This is a genomic window from Streptomyces sp. NPDC086766, assembly GCF_044746005.1.
GTDB lineage: Bacteria > Actinomycetota > Actinomycetes > Streptomycetales > Streptomycetaceae > Streptomyces.
The window spans coordinates 187,750-214,684 of record NZ_JBIVBI010000008.1 but is presented as its reverse complement, the minus strand read 5'-3'; the positions used below and the strand labels follow the sequence as shown (position 1 = coordinate 214,684).

At 72.8% G+C, this 26,935-nt stretch carries 27 protein-coding genes; 15 read left to right on the top strand and 12 right to left on the bottom strand.

What is annotated here, in order from left to right; genetic code table 11:
• Positions 1 to 95 precede the first annotated feature (95 nt).
• From ACIPM1_RS17795 to zapE, 5 genes are all read right to left on the bottom strand, one after another.
• Positions 96 to 1,025 carry a slipin family protein gene (locus ACIPM1_RS17795; RefSeq protein ID WP_402435301.1) on the bottom strand — a complete coding sequence of 310 codons (930 nt, stop codon included), beginning with the start codon at positions 1,023 to 1,025 and terminating at the stop codon, positions 96 to 98.
• A gap of 114 nt (positions 1,026 to 1,139) precedes the next feature.
• Positions 1,140 to 2,654 carry a SulP family inorganic anion transporter gene (locus ACIPM1_RS17790; RefSeq protein ID WP_402435298.1) on the bottom strand — a complete coding sequence of 505 codons (1,515 nt, stop codon included), beginning with the start codon at positions 2,652 to 2,654 and terminating at the stop codon, positions 1,140 to 1,142.
• A gap of 8 nt (positions 2,655 to 2,662) precedes the next feature.
• Positions 2,663 to 3,241 carry a carbonic anhydrase gene (locus tag ACIPM1_RS17785; RefSeq protein ID WP_356184333.1) on the bottom strand — a complete coding sequence of 193 codons (579 nt, stop codon included), beginning with the start codon at positions 3,239 to 3,241 and terminating at the stop codon, positions 2,663 to 2,665.
• Positions 3,242 to 3,601: 360 nt separating this feature from the next.
• Positions 3,602 to 4,000, bottom strand: a complete 399-nt coding sequence (locus ACIPM1_RS17780) for a hypothetical protein (RefSeq protein WP_402435295.1) — start codon at positions 3,998 to 4,000, stop codon at positions 3,602 to 3,604.
• 206 nt (positions 4,001 to 4,206) lie between these two features.
• A complete protein-coding gene (gene zapE / locus ACIPM1_RS17775) occupies positions 4,207 to 5,322 on the bottom strand; it encodes a cell division protein ZapE (protein WP_356184339.1) in 1,116 nt (371 codons plus the stop codon).
• Positions 5,323 to 5,359: 37 nt separating this feature from the next.
• On the opposite strand from zapE, the gene ACIPM1_RS17770 reads away from it, so the two are divergent.
• The 10 genes from ACIPM1_RS17770 to ACIPM1_RS17725 all read left to right on the top strand — a co-directional run bounded on the left by ACIPM1_RS17770 (position 5,360) and on the right by ACIPM1_RS17725 (position 16,577).
• Positions 5,360 to 6,187, top strand: a complete 828-nt coding sequence (locus tag ACIPM1_RS17770) for a pyrimidine reductase family protein (protein WP_356184341.1) — start codon at positions 5,360 to 5,362, stop codon at positions 6,185 to 6,187.
• 414 nt (positions 6,188 to 6,601) lie between these two features.
• Positions 6,602 to 7,075 carry an indole-3-glycerol phosphate synthase gene (locus ACIPM1_RS17765; protein ID WP_356184344.1) on the top strand — a complete coding sequence of 158 codons (474 nt, stop codon included), beginning with the start codon at positions 6,602 to 6,604 and terminating at the stop codon, positions 7,073 to 7,075.
• 74 nt (positions 7,076 to 7,149) lie between these two features.
• The gene (gene murC, locus ACIPM1_RS17760; protein WP_402435291.1) at positions 7,150 to 8,538 is read left to right on the top strand and encodes a UDP-N-acetylmuramate--L-alanine ligase; all 1,389 of its coding nucleotides are present in this window, start codon (positions 7,150 to 7,152) and stop codon (positions 8,536 to 8,538) included.
• 14 nt (positions 8,539 to 8,552) lie between these two features.
• Complete coding sequence (gene msrB, locus ACIPM1_RS17755; protein ID WP_356184350.1) at positions 8,553 to 8,960, top strand: peptide-methionine (R)-S-oxide reductase MsrB; 408 nt, start codon at positions 8,553 to 8,555, stop codon at positions 8,958 to 8,960.
• A 130-nt stretch (positions 8,961 to 9,090) separates the two neighbouring features.
• Entirely contained in the window at positions 9,091 to 9,465 is a 375-nt protein-coding gene (locus ACIPM1_RS17750; RefSeq protein WP_402435287.1) for a DUF6479 family protein, read from the top strand.
• Between the two features lie 152 nt (positions 9,466 to 9,617).
• A complete protein-coding gene (locus ACIPM1_RS17745; protein ID WP_402435284.1) occupies positions 9,618 to 10,784 on the top strand; it encodes an ABC transporter ATP-binding protein in 1,167 nt (388 codons plus the stop codon).
• Entirely contained in the window at positions 10,781 to 11,497 is a 717-nt protein-coding gene (locus ACIPM1_RS17740) for an ABC transporter permease (RefSeq protein ID WP_402435281.1), read from the top strand. The genes ACIPM1_RS17745 and ACIPM1_RS17740 overlap by 4 nt, the downstream gene beginning before the upstream one ends.
• Complete coding sequence (locus tag ACIPM1_RS17735; protein ID WP_402435278.1) at positions 11,494 to 12,162, top strand: ABC transporter permease; 669 nt, start codon at positions 11,494 to 11,496, stop codon at positions 12,160 to 12,162. The genes ACIPM1_RS17740 and ACIPM1_RS17735 overlap by 4 nt, the downstream gene beginning before the upstream one ends.
• Before the next feature lie 147 nt (positions 12,163 to 12,309).
• Positions 12,310 to 13,269, top strand: coding sequence for an ABC transporter substrate-binding protein (locus ACIPM1_RS17730; RefSeq protein ID WP_402435275.1), 960 nt, complete (start codon positions 12,310 to 12,312; stop codon positions 13,267 to 13,269).
• A 329-nt stretch (positions 13,270 to 13,598) separates the two neighbouring features.
• Positions 13,599 to 16,577 (top strand): glycosyl hydrolase, encoded by a 2,979-nt coding sequence (locus tag ACIPM1_RS17725; protein ID WP_402435272.1) that lies wholly within the window; start codon positions 13,599 to 13,601, stop codon positions 16,575 to 16,577.
• On the opposite strand, the gene ACIPM1_RS17720 is transcribed toward ACIPM1_RS17725, so the two are convergent.
• Together ACIPM1_RS17720 and ACIPM1_RS17715 are read right to left on the bottom strand one after the other, a co-directional pair.
• The gene (locus tag ACIPM1_RS17720; protein ID WP_402435269.1) at positions 16,568 to 17,053 is read right to left on the bottom strand and encodes a DUF6114 domain-containing protein; all 486 of its coding nucleotides are present in this window, start codon (positions 17,051 to 17,053) and stop codon (positions 16,568 to 16,570) included. The genes ACIPM1_RS17725 and ACIPM1_RS17720 overlap by 10 nt on opposite strands.
• 4 nt (positions 17,054 to 17,057) lie before the next feature.
• Entirely contained in the window at positions 17,058 to 17,759 is a 702-nt protein-coding gene (locus ACIPM1_RS17715) for a DUF6230 family protein (RefSeq protein WP_402435266.1), read from the bottom strand.
• Positions 17,760 to 18,296: 537 nt separating this feature from the next.
• On the opposite strand from ACIPM1_RS17715, the gene ACIPM1_RS17710 reads away from it, so the two are divergent.
• On the top strand, positions 18,297 to 18,950 hold the full coding sequence (locus ACIPM1_RS17710; RefSeq protein WP_402435263.1) for a Tat pathway signal sequence domain protein: 654 nt from the start codon (positions 18,297 to 18,299) through the stop codon (positions 18,948 to 18,950).
• Positions 18,951 to 18,968: 18 nt separating this feature from the next.
• On the opposite strand, the gene ACIPM1_RS17705 is transcribed toward ACIPM1_RS17710, so the two are convergent.
• The 3 genes from ACIPM1_RS17705 to ACIPM1_RS17695 form a co-directional block, all read right to left on the bottom strand.
• Positions 18,969 to 19,886 (bottom strand): lytic polysaccharide monooxygenase, encoded by a 918-nt coding sequence (locus ACIPM1_RS17705; RefSeq protein WP_402435501.1) that lies wholly within the window; start codon positions 19,884 to 19,886, stop codon positions 18,969 to 18,971.
• Between the two features lie 127 nt (positions 19,887 to 20,013).
• Positions 20,014 to 20,862 carry an NAD(P)H-binding protein gene (locus tag ACIPM1_RS17700; protein WP_402435260.1) on the bottom strand — a complete coding sequence of 283 codons (849 nt, stop codon included), beginning with the start codon at positions 20,860 to 20,862 and terminating at the stop codon, positions 20,014 to 20,016.
• 3 nt (positions 20,863 to 20,865) lie between these two features.
• Positions 20,866 to 21,513: a ScbR family autoregulator-binding transcription factor gene (locus ACIPM1_RS17695; RefSeq protein WP_402435257.1), complete on the bottom strand. Its 648-nt coding sequence runs from the start codon at positions 21,511 to 21,513 to the stop codon at positions 20,866 to 20,868.
• Positions 21,514 to 21,688: 175 nt separating this feature from the next.
• On the opposite strand from ACIPM1_RS17695, the gene ACIPM1_RS17690 reads away from it, so the two are divergent.
• The 4 genes from ACIPM1_RS17690 (at position 21,689) to ACIPM1_RS17675 (ending at position 24,689) form a co-directional block, all read left to right on the top strand.
• A complete protein-coding gene (locus ACIPM1_RS17690; protein WP_402435254.1) occupies positions 21,689 to 22,609 on the top strand; it encodes a ScbA/BarX family gamma-butyrolactone biosynthesis protein in 921 nt (306 codons plus the stop codon).
• 71 nt (positions 22,610 to 22,680) lie between these two features.
• The gene (locus tag ACIPM1_RS17685; protein ID WP_356184388.1) at positions 22,681 to 23,328 is read left to right on the top strand and encodes a ScbR family autoregulator-binding transcription factor; all 648 of its coding nucleotides are present in this window, start codon (positions 22,681 to 22,683) and stop codon (positions 23,326 to 23,328) included.
• Positions 23,329 to 23,358: 30 nt separating this feature from the next.
• Positions 23,359 to 23,505: a hypothetical protein gene (locus ACIPM1_RS17680; RefSeq protein WP_402435251.1), complete on the top strand. Its 147-nt coding sequence runs from the start codon at positions 23,359 to 23,361 to the stop codon at positions 23,503 to 23,505.
• A 5-nt stretch (positions 23,506 to 23,510) separates the two neighbouring features.
• The gene (locus ACIPM1_RS17675; protein ID WP_402435248.1) at positions 23,511 to 24,689 is read left to right on the top strand and encodes a damage-control phosphatase ARMT1 family protein; all 1,179 of its coding nucleotides are present in this window, start codon (positions 23,511 to 23,513) and stop codon (positions 24,687 to 24,689) included.
• 51 nt (positions 24,690 to 24,740) lie between these two features.
• Here ACIPM1_RS17675 and ACIPM1_RS17670 read toward each other — a convergent pair whose 3' ends face one another.
• Both ACIPM1_RS17670 and ACIPM1_RS17665 read right to left on the bottom strand, forming a co-directional pair.
• The gene (locus ACIPM1_RS17670; RefSeq protein ID WP_402435245.1) at positions 24,741 to 26,006 is read right to left on the bottom strand and encodes a cytochrome P450; all 1,266 of its coding nucleotides are present in this window, start codon (positions 26,004 to 26,006) and stop codon (positions 24,741 to 24,743) included.
• A complete protein-coding gene (locus ACIPM1_RS17665) occupies positions 26,003 to 26,785 on the bottom strand; it encodes an alpha/beta fold hydrolase (RefSeq protein ID WP_402435242.1) in 783 nt (260 codons plus the stop codon). Before ACIPM1_RS17665 ends, ACIPM1_RS17670 begins: the two co-directional genes overlap by 4 nt.
• Positions 26,786 to 26,935 lie beyond the last annotated feature (150 nt).

Below are 26,935 nucleotides of genomic sequence, written 5' to 3'. Positions count from 1 at the left end.
CTAGTGCCGCCACGGCGGCCCCGCCAGCCGCACCGGCACCGGAAGGGGCCGCGCCGGCGCCCCGGCCGACCCGCCCCGGCGGCTCCGCGCCCCTCCTACGGCGTGCTCGTCGGCGCCGGTTGGACGTCCCGGGGGAGCGGGGCGGACGGCGTCGGCTGGGTGGGGGCGAGGGACGGTTCGATGCCCGGGGGCCCGGCGGCCGTACGGGCGCCGCCGCCGTCCGCCGCGGCGTCCTGCCCGGCCGGGTGCGCCTGGTCCTGTTCCGGCTGCTGGGCGCGCTCCAGGAAGCGCAGCAGCTCGACCGGGAAGGGCAGGACGAGGGTCGAGTTCTTCTCGGCGGCCACCGCCACGATCGTCTGCAGCAGCCGCAGTTGGAGAGCGGAGGGCGTCGCCGCCATCTGCTGGGCCGCCTCCGCCAGCTTCTTGGAGGCCTGGAGCTCGGCGTCCGCGTTGATGATCCGGGCCCGCCGCTCCCGGTCGGCCTCCGCCTGCCGGGCCATGGAACGCTTCATCGTGTCCGGCAGGGACACGTCCTTGATCTCGACCCGGTCGATCTGCACGCCCCACCCGACGGCCGGGCTGTCGATCATCAGCTCCAGGCCCTGGTTGAGCTTCTCCCGGTTGGAGAGCAGGTCGTCGAGGTCGCTCTTGCCGATGATCGACCGCAGGGACGTCTGAGCCATCTGCGAGACCGCGAACTTGTAGTCCTCGACGCGGATGAGCGCGTTCGGCGCGTCGACGACCTTGAAGTAGACGACGGCGTCCACGCGCACGGTCACGTTGTCCCGGGTGATGCCCTCCTGGGCGGGGATCGGGAGCGTGACGATCTGCATGTTGACCTTGTAGAGCCGGTCCACGAACGGGATGATCAGCGCCAGGCCGGGCGAACGCGCGTCCCCCGCCAGCCGGCCGAGCCGGAACACCACCCCACGCTCGTACTGCTTGACGATCCGTACGCCTGCCGCGGCGTACACGAGGCCCGCGACCCCGGCGGCGATCAGTATGGCCACCAATTCCTGAAGCATGACGACGACCTCTCGTCAGCCGTTTCGGCGCTTTTGCGCCTTTTCCAAACGATATGCCCGGCATGAGACCGCGGTCGAGCCAGGGCCACGACCGCGGTCCGGCGTGCGGGACGGTCACGGCGCGGACGCCTTCGCCGCGGCCGCCGCGGCCCGCGGAGCCGCGACCTTCACCGGAGGAGCCGTGACCTTCACCGGCTCGGTGCCGGCCGCGCTGTGCCGCTCGGCCCAGCTCTCCAGCGCCGTACGGCAGGCGTGGTCCAGATGGTGCAGTCCGGACAGGTCCAGCTCCACGGGACGGTCCGGAGGGAGCGCCTCCAGGCTGTCGAGGATCTTCGGCAGCCGCAGGAAGGTCGCGTTGCCCGCCAGGCGCGCCCGTACCGGACCGGCACCCTCGTCGAGGACCTCCAGCTTCACGTGCGACGCCTCCCAGGCGGTCTTGGCGACCGACAGGGCCAGACCGATCAGCACCCCTTCGAACATGTTCACGGCGACGATGGACACGGCCGTCACCACCAGGATCAGCGCCTCGCCCCGGTACCCGCGCCACAGCGACACGAGCTGCCGGAGCGGGATCAGCTTCCAGCCCGCGTGCACGAGGACAGCGGCGAGGGCGGGCAGGGGGATGAGCGCCAGGGCCGCAGGCAGCAGGGCCGCGAACAGCAGCAGCCAGACGCCGTGCAGGACCCGGGAGGCCTTGGTGCGGGCGCCGGCCTGGACGTTGGCGGAGCTGCGCACGATCACGGCGGTCATCGGCAGCGCGCCGAGCAGCCCGCACACCGCGTTGCCCGCCCCCTGGGCCATCAGCTCCTTGTCGTACCGGGTGCGCGGGCCGCTGTGCAGCCGGTCCACGGCCGCCGCGCTGAACAGGCTCTCCGCCGACGCGATGAGCGCGAAGGCGAGGATCGTGCCCAAGAGCGCGGGACGGGCCAGCTCGCCGAAGGCGTCGGCGCCGGGCGGCTGGACCGCGCCGAACAGGCCCCGCACCTCGACCGTGGCCACCGGCAGCCCGAGGGCGAGAGAGGCGGCCGTGGCCAGCAGTACGGCGGTGAGGGCGCCCGGTACCGCGCGGACCCGCCGCGGCATCCCCTGCCACAGCACCAGCACGGCGATGGTGCCGGCCCCGACCGCGAGCGAGACGAGCGCCTCGGTGCTGCGCAGGGCGTCGACGGCGGCCCCCGGCAGCCCCGCGACCTTGGCGAGGCCGGACGCCGGGGCCTTCAGCCCCGCCGCCGCGTACAGCTGGCCCACGATGATCACCAGTCCGATGCCGGCCGGCATCCCCTCGACGACCGAGAGCGAGATGGCCCGGAACCAGCGCCCCCACTTCAGCGCGCCCATGACCAGCTGGAGCACTCCGGCGGCCAGCACGACGACCCCGAGCGCGGGCAGCCCGAACTGGCGGACCGCCTCGAAGACGAGCACGGTCAGACCGGCGGCCGGGCCGGACACCTGCAGGCTGCTGCCGGGCAGCAGTCCGGTGACGAGGCCGCCCACGATGCCGGTGACCAGGCCCAGTTCGGCCGGGACGCCGGAGGCGACGGCCACGCCGACGCACAGCGGCAGCGCGACGAGGAACACGACGAGCGAGGCGGCGCAGTCCTGCCGCAGATGCGGGAACCTGTTCGTCACGGCGCCGCTCACAGGGCCGTGAAGGTGTCGGTCTGCGGGCGGTGCGCCAGGACGGCGCCGGTGTGCACCTCGTAGTACCAGGCGTGCAGGGTCAGCCGGCCGCTGTCCAGCTTCCCGGCGACGCAGGGGTACGCGCGCAGCCGCAGCAGCTGGGTCAGGACGTGGCTCTGCACGCCCTCGGCGACGGCCGGGTCCCCGGCCGGGCCCTCCGGCCGGGGCGTGGCGCCGGCCAGCCAGTCCCGTACGGCGGGTACGGCGTCCAGGTCGTCGCCGCGGACGAGGGCGCCGACGGCGCCGCAGTGCGAGTGGCCGCAGACGACGACGTCCCGCACGCCGAGCACCTCCACGGCGTACTCGATGGTCGCGGCCTCGCCGGTGGGGTGCCCGGAGGTGTGCGGCGGCACGATGTTGCCGGCGGTGCGGAGCTCGAAGAGCTCGCCGGGGCGGGCGCCCGTGATCAGGGCGGGGACGACCCGGGAGTCGGAGCAGGTGATGAACAGGACTTGGGGGGACTGGCCTTCGGCGAGCCCGGCGAACTCCTCAGGGCGCTGTCCGAACGTACGGGCGTTGTCGATGAGGGGCTGCATGTGTGGTGACTCCTCCTGGCGCGCCGTGGGGGCGCGTCCGGTCTGCACGACGGGTGGGGGGAGACTGCGCTGCTGCTCGGCAGGACTGCCCGTTGCGCGGCAGGACTGGTCGCTGCTCGGCAGGGTGAGAGGTGCTCGGCGGAGCCGCTCGGCGGTGGTTCCCGGCCGAGGCGCTCGGCTGAGCTGAGAGCGGAGGTGAGGGCGGAGGTGCTCGGCTCAGGTGAGAGGTGGGGGCCGGGTGAGGTGTGGCTCAACAGGGCGTGCCGCTCGGCGCGGTGCGCCGCTTCGCGGGGCGGGTCCCGAGGCGGGGCGCGGTGCCCGGCAGCGTGCGGTGCTGTCCGGCGGGATCGGCCGCGCTCGTCAGCAGCGGAAGACCTGGAGTGCCGCCGGGGTGCGGTCGGCCAGGGGTCTGGACGCGCGGGGGTGGGCGGCGCCGGGGCCGGCCGCCTCGTGGGCGGCCGCCGGGCCGTCCTTCAGCGCGGGGCGCTCGGGCGCCTCGGGGGCGGAGTCGGCGACGCGCTGGCGGTCGCGGGTGCGCAGGGGGCCGGTCGGGTTTCCGGCGGGGCCGCAGTCACGGGGCGTCGCCGTCTCGTGGTGCGCAGCCGCGCCGGAGGGAGTGATTCCGGTCGGAGTCTTGGCCTCGGTGTGACGGACGGTATGCGCGGATGCGAAGGACGGGACCGACGCGAAGACGGGAAGGGCGAGCAGGACGGCGGTGAGGAGGGCGAACGCGGTTCTGGCCGTCGTACCTCGGAACATGCGCCTCCCTCCGCCCGTTTCGCATCTCTGGTTCCGGCCAATGGTTGGTCAATCACTGGTCAAGAGACACGGTAGCCCTGCAAAGTTGTTTGCAGGGCGAACTCCGTGTCGCGCGACGAAGAGAGCCTCAAAAGTGAGGGTGCGTTGGCGCGAACCGGCTCTTGATCAGTGCGAGCCGCTCGGGTATTGAGCTCCGTAGGTGACGGTCAGTCGCCGTCGACGAGCCCCTTGGCGTCCCGGGCGAGCGCGGTGAGCCGGGATATCGCGCGGAAGTACTTCTTGCGGTAGCCGCCGTTCAGCATCTCCTCGCTGAACAGCCGGTCGAAGGGCAGACCGGAGGCCAGCACGGGCACCTCGCGGTCGTAGAGCCGGTCGGCGAGCACGACGAGGCGCAGCGCCGTCGACTGGTCCGGCACCGGCCGGACGTCGGTCAGGCACACGGCCCGCAGCCCGTCGGTCAGGGCGCCGTACCGGCTGGGGTGGACCCTGGCCAGGTGCTCCAGCAGGTGCGGGAAGTCGTCGAGCGAGGCGCCCTCGGTGGCGTACGCCGTCTTCGTCACCTGCTCCTCGGAGTAGGGAGCCGGAGCCTCGGGCAGACCGCGGTGGCGGTAGTCCTCGCCGTCGATGCGCAGCGTGCGGAAGCGGGCGGACAGGCCCTGGATCTCGCGCAGGAAGTCGGCGGCCGCGAACCGGCCCTCGCCCAGCTTGCCGGGCAGGGTGTTGGAGGTGGCGGCGAGCGCGACGCCCGCGTCGACGAGCTTGCCCAGCAGGCTGGACACCAGCACCGTGTCGCCCGGGTCGTCCAGCTCGAACTCGTCGATGCAGAGCAGCCGGTGGCCGGAGAGGGTCTCGACCGTCTTCTGGAAGCCGAGGGCGCCGACCAGGTTGGTCAGCTCCACGAAGGTGCCGAAGGCCTTGAGCGCGGGCTCGGCCCGGGCGGCGTGCCACAGGGAGGCCAGCAGGTGGGTCTTGCCGACGCCGTAGCCGCCGTCCAGGTAGACCCCGCGGGGGCCGGCCGGGGCCTTCGCGGCCTTGGACCGGCCTCGGCCGAGGCCGAAGAGGCCGCGCTTGCCGGAGCCGGTGGCGTGCGCCCCGCCGAGTCCGGCCGCGAAGTCCTCCAGAACGCCCACGGCCTCCGTCTGGCTCGGCTGCTTCGGGTCCGGGATGTACGTGGCGAAGCGCACCGCGTCGAAGCGCGGCGGCGGCACCATCTCGGCGACCAGCCGGTCGGCCGGGACGTGGGGCTCGCGGGCGCACAGGGACTGCGGGGCCGCGTCGGCTGTCGGACGGAGGCGGCCGGAGGCGGCGGTGGAGGAGGACACGGTTCCCCATGCTAAGCCGCGTGGAACACTGCACGTCATGCGACGCCTGTTCCCTGTGACCGACGAAACAGCAGCCCAGGCCCCGGGAGAGGCCGGCGGGGCCGGTGGTGCGCACGCGCCCGGCGTCCCGGCGGACCGGGAGTGGAGCCTCGGCGAGCTGGCCGCCGCCTACGCCTACCCGGAGCCCGGCCCCGGGGGCCGGCGGCCCTGGCTGCGGGCCAACATGGTGTCCACGCTCGACGGCGCCGCCCAGCACGAGGGGCGTTCGCAGCCCATCTCCAGCGCCGCCGACATGCGGATCTTCGGCACGCTGCGGGCGCTGGCGGACGTGGTCGTGGTGGGCGCGGAGACGGTACGCCAGGAGGGGTACCGCCCGGCCCGTGCGCGCGAGGAGTTCGCGGCGGCGCGGGCGGCGGCCGGGCAGGGTCCGGCGCCGGCGATCGCCGTCGTCACCGCGAGCCTGGAGCTGGACTTCTCCCTGCCGCTGTTCACCTCGCCGCTGGTGCCGACGCTGGTCCTGACGGGGGCCGCGGCGCCCGCGGACCGGGTCGCGGCGGCCGAGAAGGCGGGCGCGAAGGTGGTGACCGCCGGGGAGGGCGCGGGCGTCGATCCGGCGCGGGCGGTCGCCGCGCTGGCCGGACTGGGCCACACCCGTCTGCTGACCGAGGGCGGTCCGCGCCTGCTGGGCCAGATGGTGGCGGCCGGGGTCCTCGACGAGCTGTGCCTGACCGTCTCCCCGATGCTGACCGCAGGCGACGCCCAGCGGATCGCGGGCGGCCCCCCGGTCCCGGTCCCGCGCCGCTTCACCCTGGCCTCCCTCCTGGAGCAGGACGGCTTCCTCTTCACCCGCTACCACCGCGCCTGACCGCCGTCCGGCGCCGGCAACCGGGGTGCGTTCGCCGGCCACTGCCGACGAAGGCCCGTCCGACGAGGGCACGGAACGGGCGCGCCGGGCCCCGGGGAGGGCCGCGACGACCCGGCCGCGGGGCCCCGAGCGGGCCGCCTCGGACCCGGCGGACTGCCACGGAACGGGCGCGTCCGCGGCGGCCGGCGGGCCCCCGCGGGGTGGCAGTGGGGCCCCTTCGCGGACCCCGGTGGTCCCGGAGTCGGGTGCCGTTGGTCCCGGGATTGGCGGAATTGATCGTTCCGCTTTGTTGCGGCTGGGCACACTAAATCCGGCAGTACCCGTGCGATCACGGGGCAGGATGGTTTCCGCAGGGGCCGCGACGGCCCACGGGGAGAGAGGGTCCGCGGGCCCTCGAAGGAGAAGAGGCGCCTGGTGTTCACAAGCGTACTGATGATCGAGAAGGCCCTGACGTCCGCCGACGTGGAGTTCGTCACCACCCTTCACGGGGAGGAGCCGGTCGCCTTCCACGTGCTGCTCCAGCCGCGCGGCGACCAGGCGGACCGCCTGCTGCGGGCCATCGACGACATCGCGCTCGGCGAACTCGACGAGGCGGCGCGCGAGCGTGAGACCCCCGAGGGCGAGGAGGCCAAGAGCGCCGGTCAGCAGGCCCTGGAGGTGTCCCTGAAGGCTCTGCGCGCGGCCGGCAGCGAGGCCGAGGGCCGGCTGGTCGAGGACCATCCCCTGGACGCCCTGAAGGGCCTGGTCGGCGAGACCGGGGCCGACGAGGTGATCGTCCTGACCGACCCGCACTACGTGGAGGAGTTCTTCCACCGCGACTGGGCCTCGCGGGCGCGCCACAAGGTGGGAGTGCCGGTGCTGAAACTGTTCTCCCACAGCAAGGCATAGTCTTGGTCGCGCCCTCCGTCGGAGGGCGCGACCGTCGTCGTACCGCTCGTCGTACCACCTGGGGAGAAACGCGCATGGCACCCGGCCTTCCTACCGCCATGGACCGACCGCACTTCATCGGCATCGGCGGCGCCGGAATGTCGGGCATCGCGAAGATCCTCGCCCAGCGCGGGGCGAAGGTGACGGGTAGCGACGCCAAGGAGTCGGCGACCGCCGAGGCGCTGCGGGCGCTCGGGGCGACCGTGCACATCGGGCACGCCCGCGAGCACCTCGCCGACGACGCCGACTGTGTGGTCGTCTCCTCGGCGATCCGCGAGGACAACCCGGAGCTGGCCCGCGCCGCCGAGCTGGGCATTCCGGTGGTCCACCGGTCCGACGCGCTCGCCGCGCTGATGACGGGCCTGCGCCCGATCGCGGTGGCCGGCACCCACGGCAAGACCACCACCACCTCCATGCTGGCGGTCTCGCTCACCGAGCTGGGCCTGCGGCCGTCGTACGCCATCGGCGGCGACCTCGACGCCCCCGGTTCCAACGCGCTGCACGGCGAGGGCGAGATCTTCGTCGCCGAGGCCGACGAATCGGACCGCAGCTTCCACAAGTACGCCCCCGAGGTCGCCATCGTCCTCAACGTCGAGCTCGACCACCACGCGAACTACGCCTCGATGGACGAGATCTACGAGTCCTTCGAGACGTTCGCCGCGAGGATCGTGCCCGGCGGCACGCTGGTGATCTCCTCGGACCACGAGGGCGCGCGCGAACTCACCCGGCGGCTGGCCGGTTCGGTGCGCACGGTGACGTACGGCGAGGCGCCGGACGCCGACGTGCGGATCCTGTCCGTCGTGCCGCAGGGCCTGAAGAGCGAGGTCAACGTCCTGCTGGACGGCGCCGAGCTCACCTTCACCGTCTCCGTCCCCGGCCGCCACTACGCGCACAACGCCGTCGCCGCGCTCGCCGCGGGCGCCGCCCTCGGCGTCCCGGCCGCGGAACTGGCCCCCGCGCTGGCCGCGTACGCCGGGGTCAAGCGGCGCCTTCAGCTCAAGGGCGAGGCGGCCGGCGTCCAGGTGATCGACTCCTACGCCCACCACCCCACGGAGATGACGGCCGACCTGGAGGCGATGCGGGCGGCGGCCGGCGACGCCCGGATCCACGTGGTCTTCCAGCCGCACCTGTTCTCCCGCACCCAGGAGCTCGGCAAGGAGATGGGCGAGGCGCTGGCCCTCGCGGACGCCTCCGTCGTCCTCGACGTCTACCCGGCCCGCGAGGACCCGATCCCCGGTGTCACCAGCGAGCTGATCATCGCCGCCGCCCGGGCCGCGGACGCCGACGTGACGGCGGTGCACGACAAGGCCGAGGTGCCGGACGTGATCGCGGGAATGGCCGAGCCCGGCGATCTCGTTCTCACCATGGGCGCGGGCGACGTCACCGACCTCGGGCCGCGCATCCTTGACCGTCTGTCGAAGTGAGGGGCTGAGGGCGAATGCCGTACGACGTCGAGAAGCCGGACGAGCAGTGGCGGGCCGAACTGACCCCGGCCGAGTACGCCGTGCTGCGCCAGGCCGGCACGGAGCCCGCCTTCGTCGGTGAGTACACCGACACCAAGACCGAGGGCGTCTACTCCTGCCGGGCCTGCGGCGCCGAACTGTTCACCTCCACCACCAAGTTCGCGTCCCACTGCGGCTGGCCGTCCTTCTACGACCCGAAGGACACCGACGCCGTGGAGCTGGTGGCGGACCACTCGCACGGGATGGTGCGCACCGAGGTCAGGTGTGCCCGCTGCGGATCGCATCTCGGACACGTGTTCGAGGGGGAGGGGTACCCCACCCCGACCGACCAGCGGTACTGCATCAACAGCATCGCGCTGCGGCTGGCGCCGGCCGCCGAGTAGGCCCGTGCCCGGCCCCGGCGGCTCCGCGCTTTGCGGCGGACCGGGACGGTGGGACACTGTGTGACACAGGTGACGTTCTGCGCGTCACCGGCGCTCTTCACTTTCCTCGGCGGAGGCGGGTGGGAAAAACATGGTCACAGCTTCCTACGTCGTACTGGCCGCGTCGCCGCACTCCTGGGCGTTCTTCGCGGCCTTCATCCTCGGCCTCCTCGTCGTGGTCGGGGGGCTGGTGTGGGCGGTCTGGCTGGGCATCAGGGTGATGCTCAGGGAGCCCGACCGGCCCAGCGAGGCCGAACAGCCGCACCTGCCGGTCACCGGGGCGGTCCACGAGATCCGGGAGCTGAGGGAGCCGGACGAGGTGCACGCACACGCCGACGACGGGTCGCGGCTCATGCCGTACGAACTCCACGCCACCGGCACCCGGCGCAGCCACGACCAGCACCGGCACCGCTGGAGTCCGGGCGGCAGCGGGTCCTTCGGCAGCGGAGGCCCCGGGGCGCACTGACGACCGTACGCCCGGCCCGGTGTCCTGTTCGACGCCGGGCCGCGCGTCGCCGGGGGCCCGCCACCTCGGGCGTCTAGACTCTCCGGGCACGGCCCGCGCGACCGTGGGCGAGAGCGGGGAGATCCCGCCAGACCCGAAGGGCACTCGGCGTTTTGATACGGATAGATTCAGTCACCAAGCGGTATCCGGACGGCACGGTGGCGGTCGACCGGCTCTCGCTGGAGATTCCGGACCGCTCCATCACCGTCCTCGTAGGCCCGTCCGGCTGCGGCAAGACCACGACCCTGCGCATGATCAACCGGATGGTGGAGCCGACCGAGGGGGCCATCCTCCTCGACGGCGCCGACGTCAGGAAGCAGCCCGTCAACACCCTGCGCCGGTCCATGGGCTACGTCATCCAGAACGCCGGCCTCTTCCCGCACCGCACCATCGTCGACAACATCGCGACCGTCCCCCGCCTGCTCGGCTGGGGCAGACAGCGGGCCCGCGCCCGGGCGGCGGAGCTCATGGAGCGGGTCGGGCTCGACTCCGCGCTCGCCACACGCTATCCGTACCAGCTCTCCGGGGGGCAGCAGCAGCGCGTCGGCGTGGCGCGGGCGCTCGCCGCGGACCCGCCGGTCCTGCTGATGGACGAGCCGTTCTCCGCCGTCGACCCGGTGGTGCGCAAGGGGCTCCAGGACGAGCTGCTCCGCATCCAGGCCGAGCTGGGCAAGACGATCGTCTTCGTCACCCACGACATCGACGAGGCGATCAAGCTGGGCACCATGGTCGCGGTGCTGCGCACCGGCGGCAGGCTCGCCCAGTTCGCGCCGCCCGCCGAACTGCTGTCCGCGCCCGCGGACGCCTTCGTCGAGGACTTCCTCGGCACCGACCGCGGCATCCGCCGGCTGTCCTTCTTCGACTCCGCGGGACTGGAGCTGACGACGGCTCCGGTCGTCGCGGTGGACTCCACCGCAGAGCGGATCAGCGCCGCCGCCGCGACGGACGCGCCCTACCTGCTCGTCACGGACGCGGACGGCAGGCCGCTCGGCTGGAGCGAGCCCGCCGCGCTCACCGCCGGGGACGTGGATCCCGCCCGGCTCCTGCCGTACGGGCGGCCCTTCGCGCACGGCAGCGACTCGCTGCGCGCCGCGCTCGACGGCGCCGTGCTGTCGCCTACCGGCTGGGCGGTCGCCGTGGACGGCACCGGCCGGGTGGCCGGCGTCGTCTCGCAGGCGACCATCGGCGAGGCGATCCGCAGCGCCCACGCCCAGGGGCGCGTCGACGCCGAGTCCGGCGCCGAGGCCGAAGTCCCAGCCGACGCCGAGGCCGCCCGATGAACCGCTTCTTCGACATCCCGAGCGACCTCCAGCACAGCTGGCTCGGCCTGATCGGCCTGCACCTGCGCGAGGCCCTGCTGCCGGTGCTCGCGGGCCTGCTGGCCGCTCTGCCGGTCGCGCAGCTGTGCGTGCGGTTCCGCTGGCTGTACCCGCCCGTGCTGGGCGTGACGACCGTGCTGTACGCGATCCCCTCGCTGGCCTTCTTCGTCGTCCTCATCGACTACACCGGCCAGACCGAGGTCACCGTGATGATCCCGCTGGCCGTGTACAGCCTCGTCGTGCTCGTCCCGGCGATCGTCGAGGGGGTCCGCTCGGTGCCGCGGGAGACGCTCGCCGCGGCCACCGCCATGGGGCTCGGGCCCGTACGGCGCTATGTCCAGGTGCAGTTGCCGATCGCCGCACCCGCGATCATCGCCGGGTTGCGCGTGGCGACCGTCTCCAGCATCAGCCTCGTCAGTGTCGGGATGCTGATCGGCAACCAGGGCGCGCTCGGCAACCTGCTGAACGACGCGAACATCTACCACCGGCCCGAACTGGCGGTGAACTCCGTGGTCACCACCGCCGCCCTGGCGGTCCTCGCCGACGCCGCGCTGGTCCTCCTGCGCCTCGCGCTGACCCCCTGGATGCCGCGCGGCACCGGCCGCCGCACCCCGCGGACCGCCCAGGCCCGGCCCGAAGCGGCCGCGCCCGCCCTGGAGGACGCCGCCCGGTGAACGTACTGCACTTCGTCAACGCCTTCTTCGGCGACAGCGCCCACTGGCACGGCTACGACGGCATCCCCACGCGCGTGGGGGAGCACATCCGGTACTCCCTCATCGCGCTCGCGCTCGCCGCCCTCATCGGACTCCCGGTCGGCCTGGTCACGGGCCACTACGGGCGCGGCGGCAACGTCCTCGCCCTGATCGCCACCGCCGGTCGGGCGCTGCCCAGCTTCGGCCTTCTGGTGCTGATGTTCATCGTGCTCGGGCTGGGCCTGGTGCCGGTGATGATCCCGCTGGTCGTGCTCGCCGTACCGCCGATCCTCGTGACCACGTACGAGGCGCTGCGGTCCGTCGACCCCTCGCCGGTGGACGCCGCGCGGGGCATGGGGATGGGGGAGTCCCGCATCCTCTTCCACGTCGAACTGCCCGTCGCGCTCCCGCTGATCCTGAGCGGCCTGTGCTCGGCGGCCATCCAGATCGTCTCCACCGCCACCATCGCCGCCTACGTCAGCCTCGGCGGCCTCGGCCGCTACATCGTCGACGGCCTCTACCAGCGCGACTACGAGAAGGTCGTGGGCGGCGCCGCGCTGGTCGCGGTGCTGGCGCTGGCCACGCTCGCGCTGTTCTGGGCGGTGGCGCGCTGGGCGGTGTCGCCCGGGGTGCGCCGCAGCGGCTGACCCGCGGACGGGCACCCGGCCTCCCCCTCGGCGGGGGGGGGGCGTCCATCGAGGCCGATCGGTGACCCGGCCGCACTTGACTGACCGAGAACCCCCTGGATTGGATCGGAATACGACGTGCCAACTCCTCAGCCCGGAACGGGAACCGTGACTTCTCACACGAAGAGCACCAGGTCAAGCACGAAGCGCTCCGGCGCCGCCGCCGTCGTCCTCGCCGTCACCGCGGCGCTCGTCGCGGGGTGTTCGTCCTCCGGCGGCAAGAGCGACAACCCGCTCGCGGAGAAGAAGGCCGCGGGCGACACCGTCGTCGTCGGCTCCAACAACTTCGCCGAGAGCATCCTGATCGCCGACATCTACGGCGAGGCCCTGAAGGCCAAGGGCCTCAAGGTCGACTACCGGCCCAACATCGGCAGCCGCGAGACCACTTACGGCCTGCTCAAGAACGGCTCCGTCACCGTCCTGCCCGAGTACAACGGCGCGCTGCTGGCCTACCTGGACAAGAAGGCCGCGCCGAAGACGGTGGAGGCGACGACGTCCGCCATCACCTCCAAGCTGGACCCCAAGCTGACGCTGCTGAAGCCGGCGCCCGCGCAGGACAAGGACTCCGTCACGGTCAACGCGCAGACCGCCAAGAAGTACGGCCTCACGGAGAAGTCCTCCGTCGCGGACCTCAAGGACGCCGCGAAGGACATGGTCATCGGCGGATCGCCGGAGTTCCAGACCCGGCAGCAGGGGCTGGTCGGCCTGAAGTCGGTCTACGGGCTGGAGTTCAAGTCCTTCAAGGCGCTCGACGCGGGCGGCCCGCTCACCCAGGCGGCGCTGAAGAAGAACACCGTGCAGGCCGCGGACGTCTTCACCACGGACCCGACGATCTCCAAGGAGAAGTTCGTGGTCCTGCAGGACCCGAAGAACCTCTTCGGGTTCGAGAACGTGCAGCCGCTGGTCTACAAGTCGGGCCTGAACCAGAAGGGTGTCGACGCGCTCAACGCCGTCTCGGCCAAGCTGGACACGGCCACCCTGCTGGACCTCGACACCCAGGTGCAGACGCAGAACAAGGACCCGAGGGACGTGGCCAAGGCCTGGCTGAAGTCCGCGGGCCTCGGCTGACGAGCCGACGAGCCGACAAGAGGGAGCACACGGGTCCGGGCGTCTCGCCCGGGCCCGTTCCGCTGTCGGCGGCCGGAGGCGCTTCTGAGAGCGCTCTCAGCGCCGAGTCGGGTTCAGATGCCCCTCCGTTCCCCACCACCCCGTTGTTGCTGCGGGGTGACCGTCCGGTAAACGGTGATTGCGCGATGTATTGACGCGCCGTCAGGCCCTGCCTAGCCTCAACGTCCTGAGAGCGCTCTCAAACCTGGGAGCGGTGCACGTCTCCATGTCCTCGACCTCGTCGCGTGCCGGAGCGCACGCGCGACCCCACGTTCGGGAGATCCCCACACATGTCAAGAGACAGCGATCTGCCCCACAGAACGGCCCTGAACCGGCGCGCGGCGGTGTTCCTGGCCGTCGCCGCCCTGCTCGGCGCGGCCCTGGCCGTCCTCACGCCCCGCACCGCCGACGCCGACACGGTGGGCCAGGGCAGTTACACCACCAAGGCGCCCGGCCCGCTGCCGTCGGGCTGCGCGGACCTGTCCACCAATCCGCGCCACTGGGTCACGGCCAACGCCCCGTCGGGTGCCGTACCCACCAACGACTGGTGGTCGTCGATCCTCTGGAAGCGCACCAACTGCGCCTACGGAGAACCCCTGTTCGCCCAGCCCCTCGGCTTCCGGGCCCAGTCCGGCGGACTGGGCTTCTCCTACAGCACCAAGCCGGCGATATCCGGCGGCGCCAAGGGCGTGGGCGAGTACCACTTCAACTACACGGAGGACTTCGTCGCCGGAGTGGCCGGTCTGGGCGCTCCCGAGGTGAAGGTCGACGACTGGAGCGACTGGACCGTCAGCCCCGTCCTGAGCGACGGCGCGCACACGCTGCGGGCGACCATCGGCTCCGGTCTGCCGTTCGCGTACTTCCGGGCGAGCGGTGGCGACGCGCAGATCAAGGTGGTCTCCGGCGCGACGGCCACCGTGTGGTCCCACTCCGGTTCGATGCTCGGCTACACCATCGCCGGGCATGACTACGTGGCCTTCGCCCCGAGCGGTGCCACCTGGTCGGTCGACGGCTCCGGCACCACCTTCACCTCCTCACTCGGGGGCAAGGACTACTTCTCGATCGCCGTGCTGCCGACCACGCCGTCCACCTCGGACACCGACCGGGCCGCGCTGGCGGACGAGTACGCCAAGTACGCCTACAACCACGTCACCGGGACCGCGGTGTCGTACTCGTACGACGAGGCGAGCAGCACCGTCACGACGAAGTACAGCCTCACCACCGACGCTCTCGAGGGGACCGGCAAGGCCACGGTCGCGGCGCTGATGCCGCACCAGTGGCGCAACCTCGCCGGCGGCACCCCGCTGGCGCAGAAGTACATCTCCTCGCGCGGCCCGCTGAAGGTGCTCACCGGCATCACGTCCTTCACGACGTCGATGGTCTTCCACGGCGTGCTCCCCGAGGTGCCGGCCGTCGCCGACAGCTCCGGGGCCGACGCCGCGACCCTGCAGAACTACCTGAACGCGGAGAAGGCCGACCCGACCCGTCAGCAGAGCGACGACACCTACTGGACCGGCAAGGGCCTCGGCCGCGCCGCCCGGCTGGCGGAGATCGCCGACCAGACCGGCAACAAGGACGTGCGCGACGCCGCCCTCGCGGCGATCAAGTCCAAGCTGACGGACTGGTTCACCGCGTCCCAGGACAAGACGGGCCACCTGTTCTACTACGACGACAAGTGGGGCACCCTGATCGGCTACCCGGCCTCCTACGGGTCCGACCAGGAGCTGAACGACCACCACTTCCACTACGGCTACTTCGTCGCCGCGGCCGCGACCCTCGCCAAGTTCGACCCCACCTGGGCCGATGAGAGCCACTACGGCGGCATGGTCGACCTGCTCATCCGCGACGCCAACAACTACGACCGCAGCGACAAGCGCTTCCCCTACCTGCGCGACTTCGACATCTACAGCGGCCACGACTGGGCCTCCGGCCACGGCTCGTTCGCCGCGGGCAACAACCAGGAGTCCTCGTCCGAGGGGATGAACTTCGACAACGCGCTCATCCAGTGGGGGATCGCCACCGGCAACAAGACCGTCCGGGACGCCGGCATCTACATGTACACCACGCAGGCCGCGGCCATCCAGGACTACTGGTTCGACACCGAGGACCAGATCTACCCGAGCGACTTCCCGCACAAGGAGGTCGGCATGGTCTGGAGCAACGGCGGCGCCTACTCGACCTGGTTCTCCAGCGCTCCCGAGCAGATCCAGGGCATCAACCTGCTGCCGGTGACCGGCGGGCACCTCTACCTGGGCAGCGACCCGGCCTACGTCAAGGCCAACTACAAGGAGATGCTGGACCAGAGCGGCAAGACACAGCCGTCCATCTGGACCGACATCTGGTACGAGTACCTGGCCCTCGGCGACGGCGACGCGGCGCTGGCCGCCTTCCGCGCCAACAACTCCTTCACCTCCGAGGAGGGCGAGAGCAAGGCCCACACCTTCCACTGGATCCGCAACCTGGCCGCACTCGGCACCGTGGACACCCGTGTCACGGCCGACAGTCCCCTGGCCTCGGTCTTCGTGAAGGACGGCGCGCGCACCCACGTCGCCTCCAACGTGACGTCCGAGGACGCGACGGTGCACTTCTCCGACGGGACCACCGTGCAGGTGCCCGCGGGCAGGACGGTCGCCTCCGGGGCCCTCGACTGGAGTGGCGGCAGCGCCGCGGGCGGCACTCCGCCGAGCCCGACGCCGACCACCAGTCCCACGGACAGCCCGTCCCCGAGCCCGACCACGACCTCAAGTACCCCGCCCACCCCGACCCCGCCCCCGACCCCGACCCCGACGGGCACCGCGTCGTCGCCGACGCTGTATCCGCAGAGCGACGGAACCCTGGTGGGCACCGCCGGGAGCGACGGCAGCGCCACCGTGGCCTCCGCCGACGGAGTCAACCACGACGGCACCCCGTACAAGCCGTACACGCTGAAGGCCGACGGGCTGAACCTGAAGTACGCCGGCGGAGCCCTGACTTTCGACCTGGCCGTCGACGCCAAGCAGGTCGTGGGCAACGCGCTCCAGCTCCAGGTGTCGTACGACTGCACCGGTGACGGCGACTTCGAACGCGTGGAGACCTACCGGTACTTCGCCACCGACCCGCTGAACGGCTGGGAGCACTACACCGAGAAGGCGGGCCTCGCCTCGGCGAGCGGAACGGCGTGCGACCTGAAGGGCGGAACCGTGCAGGTCAAGGTCTGGAGCGCGCTCGGCAACAGTGACAACCTCCTCGGCACCGGCGGTCTGTCGGTGCTGCGGCTGCCCTACACCTGAGCCGGGCCGGCAGGCGGGCGGACCGGGTTCCGGACCCCGCCCCCTGCCTTCCGCTCCCGCCGGCGCTGCCTGCGTCCGCGGCGCGGCTCCTGGTCCGGGAGCCAGCCGAAGGCCAGGCAGCTGCCGGTCACCCCGAGGAGGAGGCCCAGGAAGAAGCCGCCCAGGTTCGAGGTGAGCCAGGTGCCGAGGGACAGCAGGATGCCGACGAGGGAGTAGAACAGCCGCTGGACCGGGTGGAACAGGGTCAGCAGACCGCACAGCACCATCAGCGCGGGCAGCAGGTATCCGGCCAGTCCCTGCATGCCGATGTGCATGACGACCTTCAGGGACGCCTTCTCGGTGAGCAGGATCTCCGCCCCGCCCAGCATCAGCAGCAGTCCGCCCCAGAAGGGGCGGCGGGCCCGCCACCGGCGGAAGGCGGCCCGTGGACCCGGGCGGGGCCCGGTCGGCGTCCCCGGTCGCGAGTCGTCCGTCATGGGGTCAGCAACCCGAGCCACTGAAGCGGAGCTTGAGGCCCGGCAGCTTGAAGACACCAGCGGTGGTGGCATAGTTGGTCTGCCGCAGGTCGGCGATCCGGACGGTGTCCGCCTGCTGGCTGAACACGCCCTTGGGGCCCCGCACCCCCGCCTTGGTGAGCGTGCTCGCGTCGTTGCCGATCTCGATGTCGTCGAAGGCGGCGTCGCCCGACAGCTCGGTCGAGTCGGTGGTCAGATCGGCGGCGGTCACCTTGTCCGCGCCGCTGCCCGCGGTGATGAGCAGGTTCGTGCCGCCGAGGTCGACGCTCTGGCAGAGCTTGGTCAGCGTCGCCTTCTTGATCGCGGAGGTCACCACCAGGACCTGACCGCCGGTGTCGCCCGCGTTGGGGCTGTCCTCGGCCATGTTGTCCAGAGCGCCGAACTGCTCGAAGCCCGTGCCGTTCAGCTCCGTCGCGGTGACCGTGAACGGCATCCCGGAGATCGCGAACTGCACGCCCAGCGCTCCCTGGGCGGTGAGCACCGCCAGCCCCGCGGCGACCAGCGTCGCGGGTACGGCCATGATCGCGGCGCGGCGCAGCCGGACCCGGCCGCCTCTCTCCGTGCCGTCGGCCGTCCCGGACGCCCCGGGCGTCTCGGTGACGGAACCGCTTTCCGGCTGCTCGGGGGTGTTGCCGGCGGACGACGTGGGGTCCGAGGACGAGGCCATGTGTCTACTCCCATGGGCATGGTCAGTGCGGTCGGAGTGCGGCGGCCCGTTGCCCTGGCGCGGACAGCGGCTGCGGCGCGGCGCCCTCGCGCCTCCCGGCGGATGCAAGGGCTTTCTCATGACGCGGCAGTAGCCGTTCGAGGAAGTTACCGGTGGTTACATTTGCGGGTCAAGGTGCTTGTAAAAGTTGCGTGCCGATTGTGTGCCGCCTGTCCGGTCCGGGAGTCGCACGGACCCCGACTGAGCGTCAACTGCCTTTCCATGCCTTGACGTTGACTGGCGAGTAGGTCTACAACTCTGCCTGGCTCCCCGGATCCGTGGCGCCGGATCCGGCGCGCCGCACGACCGCGTGCCCTCCCGGAATCCGCCCTGCCGACGCGCGCTCCCGTGACGCACAGCACGCCGCCCCCCATCCCCCCGGCACCCGTGATCCCCTCTGAACCGGTGCGGACGCCTTCCCCTTCGGCGCTCCGCGCCGGTGGACGCCCCACGGCGTCCCGCTCGCCCCACCCCCCACTCCGGAAACGAGGTACCCGCATGCGTACGCGCCCCCTCCTCACCCTCGCCGCCGCGGTCGCCGCACTCTCGCTCCCCGCCCTCGGCACCGCCTCCGCCGACGGCACCCCCGTGCTCACCACCGGCAGTGCCGGCGGGGCGGCCGTCGCGGCCGGCGACACCCTCACCGCCCAGCTGGCGAGCGGCACCACCGCCACGCTCTACTCCAGCGCGACCGGCACCAGCGGCGTCTCCTGCACCTCGTCGACCTTCACCGCGTCCGTGACGGACAACCCCGCCGCACCGGGCACGGCGACCGAATCGGTGAGCGCGCAGACCTTCGACCCCGCCAGTTGCACCAGCAACGTCACCGGCGTGCTCGGCGTCACCAGCATCACCGTCGACAACCTGCCGTACAGCACGACCGTGTCCTCCGACGGCACCCTCACCGTCGCTCCGGCGAGCGGCTCGACCGTCCAGACCACGGTGAAGCTGCGCACCCTGCTGGGTAGCGTGACCTGCGTCTACCAGGCCTCCGGCCTCAGCGGCAGGGCCGACAACGCCGACAACGGCATCGCCTTCACCAACCAGCAGTTCAGCAAGGTGTCGGGCTCGTCGCTGTGCTTCAGCAGCGGCTACTTCACCGCCACGTACGCCCCGGTGACCGACGCGGGCGCGCCCGTCTTCGTCAACTGAGCGATGCGGTAGCGAGGTTCAGCGCCGGCGCAGACGCAGCGCCAGGGCGGCGCCGCCGGTGAGCACCAGCACCACGGCGGCGCCGCCCGCCAGCATCGGCGCGGACGGACCCGAGCCGGTACCGGTGGTGGCCGCCACGGGGCCGGTGTCGGGGTTCGCGCCGCCGCCCGAACGGGGGGCGGCCGCGGCCGTGCCCGCCGGGGCGGACGTGCCGGAGGCCGCGGCCGTGCCCCCCTGACCGGCCGGCGCGTGCCCCGACGCCGTGCGCCCGCCCGTGCCCGCCCCGCCCGTGCCGGTCCCGCCCGTGCCCCCGGTGAACACCACGTCGGAGCACGAGTAGTACGTGTCCGGCGTGCTGCTGTTCTGCCAGACGGTGAACAGCACATGGCGGCCCGTCCGGTCGGCGGGCAGGGTGGCCCCGATACGGTACGCACCGCCCGCGAACGCCGGGTCCTTCACCTCGGCGAACGGCCGTGCGGGCAGGTCGGACCAGGTCAGCGGCTTCGCGGGGTCGTAACCGGGCTTGGTCAGATACAGCTTGAAGGTGCCTTCGTGCGGGATCGTGGAGGCGTACTTCAGGGTGAGCTTCGCGCCCGGTGCCAGACGGGTCGAGGGCCAGTCGGCGCGGGCGAGGTCGAGCCCCTTGTAGGCGGGCAGGCCGCCGCTGCACAGCTTCCCGTCCGGGATCGTCCGGCGGTCCCTGCCGTTCACGTTCGCCACCCGCAGGTTGTCCCATGCCGTGAAGGGGGCGCCGTTCGCCGCGATCGCCGCCCGGCAGGCCGCCGTACCGGCGTCGCCGCCGTCCGGCGAACAGGCGAACACCCGGCTGACCGGGTCCACCGGGGCGCCATGGGCCTGGGCGGGAACCGCCGCCCACACGGTGAGCAGGGCGGAGGCCGCCGCAGCGGCTCCAGTGACCCTGAGGGGGGCGGTCATCCGAGTCACGGGGACGTCTCCTCGGCCGGCGCGGGAACGGTCTGTTCCGTGCAGTACGCAACAGGCGCCCCGCGCGTTCAGACCCGGGGCGACTGAGAGCCCGCGGGGTCCCGGCGCCCTGCCGGACTCAGCCCCCGAACGCCTCCAGGTGGTCCGCCGCCCAGTCCCGGTAGCCGCGCGCCGGGCGGCCGAGCAGCTGCTCCACCGTCGGACGCACGCGGGCCTTGGCACCGGACCGTCCGCGCGCGGCGCTTTCCAGCAGGGCGTCGGCCAGGGGCGCCGGGTAGCGGGCGCGGAGCAGCTCGCGCGCCGTGTCCGGTGCCAGTTCCTCGTAGCGCAGCGGCCGTTGCAGCAGGTCGGCCAGCACCCGTGTCTGCTCGGCGGCGCTCACCGACTCCGGGCCGGTGAGGGCGTGACAGCGGCCCGCGTGGGCGTCGGGATCCAGCAGCGCGGCCGCCGCGACCTCGGCCACGTCCCGGGGGTCGACCGTCGCGTTGGGCGCGTGACCGCCGGGCGCGCGCACCACGCCCTCCTCGCGTACGGAGCGGGCCCAGCTCAGGGTGTTGGACATGAAGGCGCGCGGGCGCAGCATCGTCCACGACAGCCCCGACTCGCGCAGCAGCCGCTCGTTCCCGCGCTGCCAGGCGGTGATCAGGTCCGTGGCCCCGGCGTCGGTCACCGCCAGCGCCGACAGCTTCACCACATGGCCCACTCCCGCGCGGAGCGCCGCCGTCACGAAGTGCTCGTCGTGGGCGGGGGCCAGCGGGTCCGCGGTGACCAGCAGCGCCGACCGGACCCCGGCCAGGGCGCGTTCCAGGCTCGCCGGGTCGCCGAAATCCCCCGCGACGGCATCGACTTGCGGGCCGGGAGCGACCCGGCGCGGATCGCGGGTCAGCACCCGCACGGGTGCCACACCGGAGAGCCGCCGCGCCACCAGGCGTCCGACGGTGCCGGTCCCACCGGTCAGCAGGATCACGGCTCAGGACCCGCCGGTCTCGAGGGCGGCCAACACCCGTGCGCCCCGGTCGGGTTCGGCGTCCAGGGCGCGCAGCAGACCCGGCACCGCGAGGCTGGGCAGGATGTGCCCCCACAGCACGGAGATGCGGTGCCCCAGGTCGTCCCGGCCGGTCAGGGCCCGCGACATCAACTGGATGCCGGCGAAGGCGCCGACCAGCAGCTCCACGGTCTCGCGCGGCTCCACCGTCGGCAGCAACTCGCCCTGCTCGCGGGCCTGTTCCATGAGCCCCATGAGGTGCTCGGCCCACTGGAGGAACGGCCCGGTGTGGTCGACGCCGGGCGGTGCGCACTGGTCCACGGTCAGCCGGACGCTGCCACGCAGCAGGGCGTCGCCGAGCAGGCGCCGGGCCACCACGAACGTGGTGTCGATGATCTCCTGCAGCTTGCTCGACCGCGGCGGCACCGCCCCGAAGTCCACCTGCTCGTCCAGCACCGCCTGGGCCAGGGACTCCTTGGACGGGAAGTGGAAGTACAGGGCGCCCTTGGTGACATCGGCCCGCTCCAGCACCATGGCGATGGTGGTGGACGTGTAGCCGTGCTCGTCGAAGACCGCACCGGCCGCTTCCAGGATCGCCCTGCGCGTCCTGATGGCGCGCTCCTGCTTCGCCACAAGAACCCCTCCACTGCGCCGAGTCGGCCGGGCACCGCCCGTGCGCCGGACCGGTCGCGCACAGGCCCGGTCCACCCGATCTCATTGAAAACAAACCGGTCGCCTCGTATTCTAGCGCTCACCGGCGCGGGCAACTCGCCGTCCGCCAAGGCTTTCAGGGGACCCAGGAGGGGACATGCCTCAACTGCGGCAGCTCGCCGAGTTCCCGGCGGCGGCCACCGATCCGGGGGCCGTCCTGACGGCGACCGTACCCCGCCAGCTCGTGCACCGCGCGGCGTTGGCCGAGACCTTCCTCACCGGATGGGCCAGGAACGGCGACGACCACTTCACCGTCACCGCGCAGTGGCCGCGGGCCCACCAGTTACACGTGTCGCCGGACCGGACCGCCTACGAGCCGCTGCTCGTCGTCGAAACCGTCCGCCAGAGCGGGACGTTGCTCGCCCACACCGAGTACGACGTGCCGCTGAACCACCAGTTCGTGCTCCAGGAGCTGCGCGTCACCACGTACCCGGGGCGGCTCGCCGTCGGTCCCCTGCCCGCAGAAACCGACCTGGACGTCCGCTTCTCCCGCTCCGGCACCCGGCGTTCCGCCTCCCTGACCTACGAGGTGGACGTGCGCCGCGACGGGGAACGGGTGGCGACCGCGCACGTCGCCTTCACCAGCGTCGGGGAGTCCGCCTACCGCCGGCTGCGCGGCGGGCGCACCGCCGACGGCGTGACCGCCCCGCCCGTCCCTCCCGGCGTCCCGGCCGCCGACGTGCACCGCGCGCTGCCCGCCGACGTCGTCCTGGCGCCGACGCGTGAGGAGGACCGCTGGCAATTGCGGGTGGATACCGCGCATCCCGTTTTCTTCGACCATCCACTCGACCACGTTCCGGGCATGCTCCTGTTGGAGGGCGCCCGCCAGGCCGCCCGTCTGCGCATGCCCGCCGACCGGTCGCCGGCCGCCTTCCACGCCACCTTCCACCGGTACGCCGAACTGGACCTGCCCACGTGGATCGAGGCGGAGACCACGAGCGGCGGCGGGATACGCGTCGCCGGAATCCAGGAGGAGTCGACCGTCTTCACCTGCGTGGTGAACGCCGCGGGCGGGTGAGCTATCGTGTACGGGGAGTCAGAAACAAACGGCATGTCCCGTTCTTTGCAAGCCCCGGGAGTGTTCTGTCGATGCCGAGGCAGTTACGCGCCGAGCAGACCCGCGCGACGATCATCACGGCGGCCGCCGACCTCTTCGACCTGCACGGCTACGAGCGGACCAGCCTCAGCGACATCGTGGCGCACGCGCGGGTCACCAAGGGCGCGTTGTACTTCCACTTCGCGGCCAAGGAGGATCTGGCCCACGCCATCATGGAGTTGCAGTCCCGGGCCTCGCGCCGGGTGACGAGCGAGGTGGACGAGCGGGGCTGCTCCTCGCTGGAGGCGCTGATCCGCATCACCTTCGCGCTGACCCGGCTCACCGTCGAGGGCCCGGTCACCCGGGCCGGTCTGCGGCTGGCGACCGGCGGGGTCGAGGTGCGGCCGCCGCTGCGGCATCCCTTCACCGAGTGGCTGGAGATCGCCACCCGCAAACTCCTCGGCGCGGTCCGGGAGTCCGACCTCCACCCGGACGTCGACGTACACGCCGTCGCGCACTCGCTGGTCTGCTTCTTCGTCGGCACCCGGATCGCGGGCCGGCCGCTGGAACCGGTGGCGCGGCTGCCGCGCCGGACCGCCGAGATGTGGCACGTCCTGATCCGCGGCCTGGTTCCGGTGCACCGGCGCCCGCGCTACCTCACCCTCGCCACCCAGCTGGAGCGGGAGATCGCCGCCGTCTGACCGGCCGGCCGGAGTGGAGACTGCCGCCGAGTGCCGACGACTCCGACGGGCCGCGACGGCTTCGGGGTGGGCAAGCCGCGGATGCGGCGGGCGGTGACGACCCCGGCGGGCGGCGACGACCCCGGCGAGCCCCGGGGAGCGGAAGATCGGGACGCGGACACCGGCGGGGTACGGTGAGGCGTATGCCCGACATCCCGTCCGCACCCGTGCTGCTCGGCAACGAGCCCGGCTCGTTCCCGCACAGCGTGCTGGCCGAGCGGCACCCCGCCATCATCCGGCAGGTGCGGGACGCCTTCCCCTACGGCCCCGAGCAGCACCGCGCCCTCGACGCGCTGCTGGAGAGCTGCGCGGAAGGCGTCGTCGAACCGCTCCCCGCCGACGCGCACGACCGCGACCGCTGGCGGGACTGGGGACTGGACTCGTACGCGGGCCGGCCCTGGTTCGACGTGCCGTGGCTGTGGTCCGAGAGCTACTTCTACCGCCGGCTCCTCGACGCCGTCGGCTACTTCGGCCCCGGCCCCTGGCAGGGCATCGACCCCTTCCGGCCCTCCAAGCTCGCCGAACTCGACGCCGGGGAGACGGACGAGGAACTCGCCGCGCTCGACGCACTGGAGGGCGAACCGGCCGAGGAGCGGGCGCGGGCGCTGCTGCACGGCTCCCTCTGGGGCAACCGCGCCGACCTCGGCTTCCGGCTGTCGGAGTCCGGCGCCGGGGCGGACCGGCCCGCCCCCGGACTGGTCGCCGACGACAGCGACGCCCTCTGGCCGCTGCTGCCGCCCTCCGGCACGGGCACGCTCTGCCTGATCGCCGACAACGCGGGCCGTGAACTCGTCCCCGACCTCCTCCTCGTCGCCCACCTCCTGGACCACGGCCGGGTCGGGCGGGCGGTCGTGCACGTCAAGCCGTACCCGTACTACGTCTCCGACGCCACCACCGCCGATGTCGTCGACGCCGTGCGCCGGCTGCTGGCGGCGCCGGGGGCGGCCGCCGGCTACGGCCGGTGCCTGTGGTCGGCGATGGCCGACGGCCGCCTGACGGTGCGGGCCCACCCCTTCTCCTGCGCCCCGCTGCCGTACGCGGACATGCCCGGCGACCTGCGCGGGGAGTTCGCCGCGGCCGCACTGACCGTGCTGAAGGGCGACCTGAACTACCGGCGCCTGGTGGGGGACCGGCTCTGGCCCCCGACCACCCCCTTCGCCGACCTCGCGACCCCCTTCCCCGGCCCGGTGGCCGCCCTGCGCACCTTGAAGTCCGACGTGATCTGCGGTCTCGACGCGGACACCGAGACCGCGTTGGACGCCGCCGAGGGCGGGCGCTGGCGCGTCGGCGGCACCCACGCGCTGATCCAGGTCAGGACGTGATCGGGCTCGGCGGACCGCGGCGGGCGACCGCGGTCCGCGCGTGCGCCGGTCTCAGGCGACCCGCAGCGGCAGGGACTTCAGCCCGTTGATGAAGTTCGACACCAGCCGCCGGGGCGGTCCGGCGAGCTCCGGCGGCGCGGGCAGCACCCGCAGCGCCTCGGCATACAGCAGCCGCAGTTGCAGCCGGGCGAAGTGCGCGCCCGGACAGACGTGCGGGCCGTCCCCGAAGGAGACGTGCGGATTGCGCCCACGAGCGAGGTCGAGCCGGTCCGGTGCGGAGAAGACCCTCTCGTCCCGGTTGGCCGAGCCGTGGAAGACGACCACCTTGTCGCCGGCGCGGATCCGGCGGCCGGCCAGCTCGGTGTCGCGCGCCGCGGTGCGGCGGAAGGTGAGCACCGGCGGATGCCAGCGCAGCAACTCCTCGACCGCCGAGCCGAGTTCCAGCTCGCCCGCGCGGAGCCGCCGGTACGCCTCCGGGTGCTCGGCCAGCGTCAGCAGCCCGCCGGGGGCGGCGCTGCGCACGGTGTCGTTGCCCGCGACCGTGAGCAGGAAGAAGAACATCTCCAGTTCGGCGCCCGCGAGTTCGGGCTCGTGGGCGAGCGTGGTGAGCACGTCGTCCGCCGGGTGCCGCCGCTTGAACGCGGCCAGTTCCCGGGCGTAGGCGAACATGTCGCCCAGCATCGCCGGAGACCGCGGGTTGACCGGCCTGCCCGCCGCGTCCCGCACCGGGGCGACGGCCTCGTCCGGGTCCTGGTAGCCGATGACCCGCCGGGTCCAGTGCAGCAGCAGCTCCCGGTCCCGCTCCGGCACCCCGAGCAGGTCCGCGAGATTGAGCAGGGCGTAGTCGTCCGTGACGGCGGTGACCAGGTCGACGGTGCCGTCCGCCGCCCGCGCCGTCTCCAGGGCCCGCGCGAACAGGGCGCGCGCCCGTTCCTCCACGACCGCCGCGAACCGCTCGACACGGCCCGGGGTGAACGCCCGGCTGACCAGGCGCCTGAGCCGTCCGTGCCCGGGCGGGTCCTGATTGAGCATCATGCGCCGGATGAACGGCAGGTCCCCGGGGTCGGGATCACGGATCTGCGTGGCGCCCAGACACGACGAGTACGTCGCCGCGTCCTTCAGTACGCGCACCACGTCGGCGTGCCGGGTCACCGCCCAGAACCCGGGGCCCGCCGGCCAGCCCAGCACCTCCGGTTCCTCCTGCCAGGCCACCGGATGGTGGTCGCGCAGGACCCGGTAGGCGGCGTACGGCACCGCGACGCCGTACCGGCGCGGGTCGAACACGTCCGGAACCGGTGGGGCCGCGTGCGTCGTCACGCCCCCTCGCCGTCGTCGGCGCGCAGGAAGTCCTCCACCACACGGACCAGTTCCAGCGGGGTCTCGTCCATGGCGTAGTGCCCGGCCGAGGCCAACTCGTGGAGTTCGGCCCGCGGGTACCAGCTCATCCAGGTCTGCCGGAGCAGCGCGGCGGACAGCGCCGGGTCGAGGGCCCCGGCGACCGCGAGCGCCGGTACGCCGGCCCCGCTCACCCCGTCGTGGAAGTCCTCCCCGGCCCAGGAGTCAAGCCAGGCGCGGAACGCCTTGGAGTCGCTGCGCTCCAGCGACCGGGCGACCATGCGGTCGAGCCAGGCGGCGGGCCGGCTGCCGCCGGTGGTGAAGTCGATGATGGCGCGCCGGTTCTCCGGCCGGTCCGCCGCGTCCGCGAACAGCTCCCACTGGCCGGGCGGCAGGTCGAGGCCGCAGGCGGGCACGGGGGAGACCCCGGCGATCCGCCGCAGCCGGTCCGGCGCCGCCGAGAGCAGCCGCTGCGCGACCGCGCCGCCCATCGAGTGCCCCACCACCGAGAAGCGGTCCCAGCCGAGCCGGTCGGCCAGGTCCACCAGGTCCCGGGCCGCCTCGGAGGTCGTGTACGCCCCGGAGGCGTCCCTGGCCTCGCCGTAGCCGCGCAGATCCACCAGCGCGTAGGTGAGGTGCTCGCGGTCCAGATCGGGCAGCACGGCCGCGTACGCGGACCGGTCGGCGAACCAGCCGTGCACGGCGAACACCTTGTGGGCGCCGTCGCCGTGCACTTCATGGGGAAGCACGAAGGTCGTCATACGACCACCGTGGACCGGGAAGCATGGGGCGGCAAGAGTCCGGACGGAGGACGCGGGGGTGAATGTCCCCTGTTCACCGGCCGGTTCACGCGATGGTGTGATCACGTCCGGGCGGGTGGATGCCGCCGGAGCGCCACGGGTAGGGCCCGG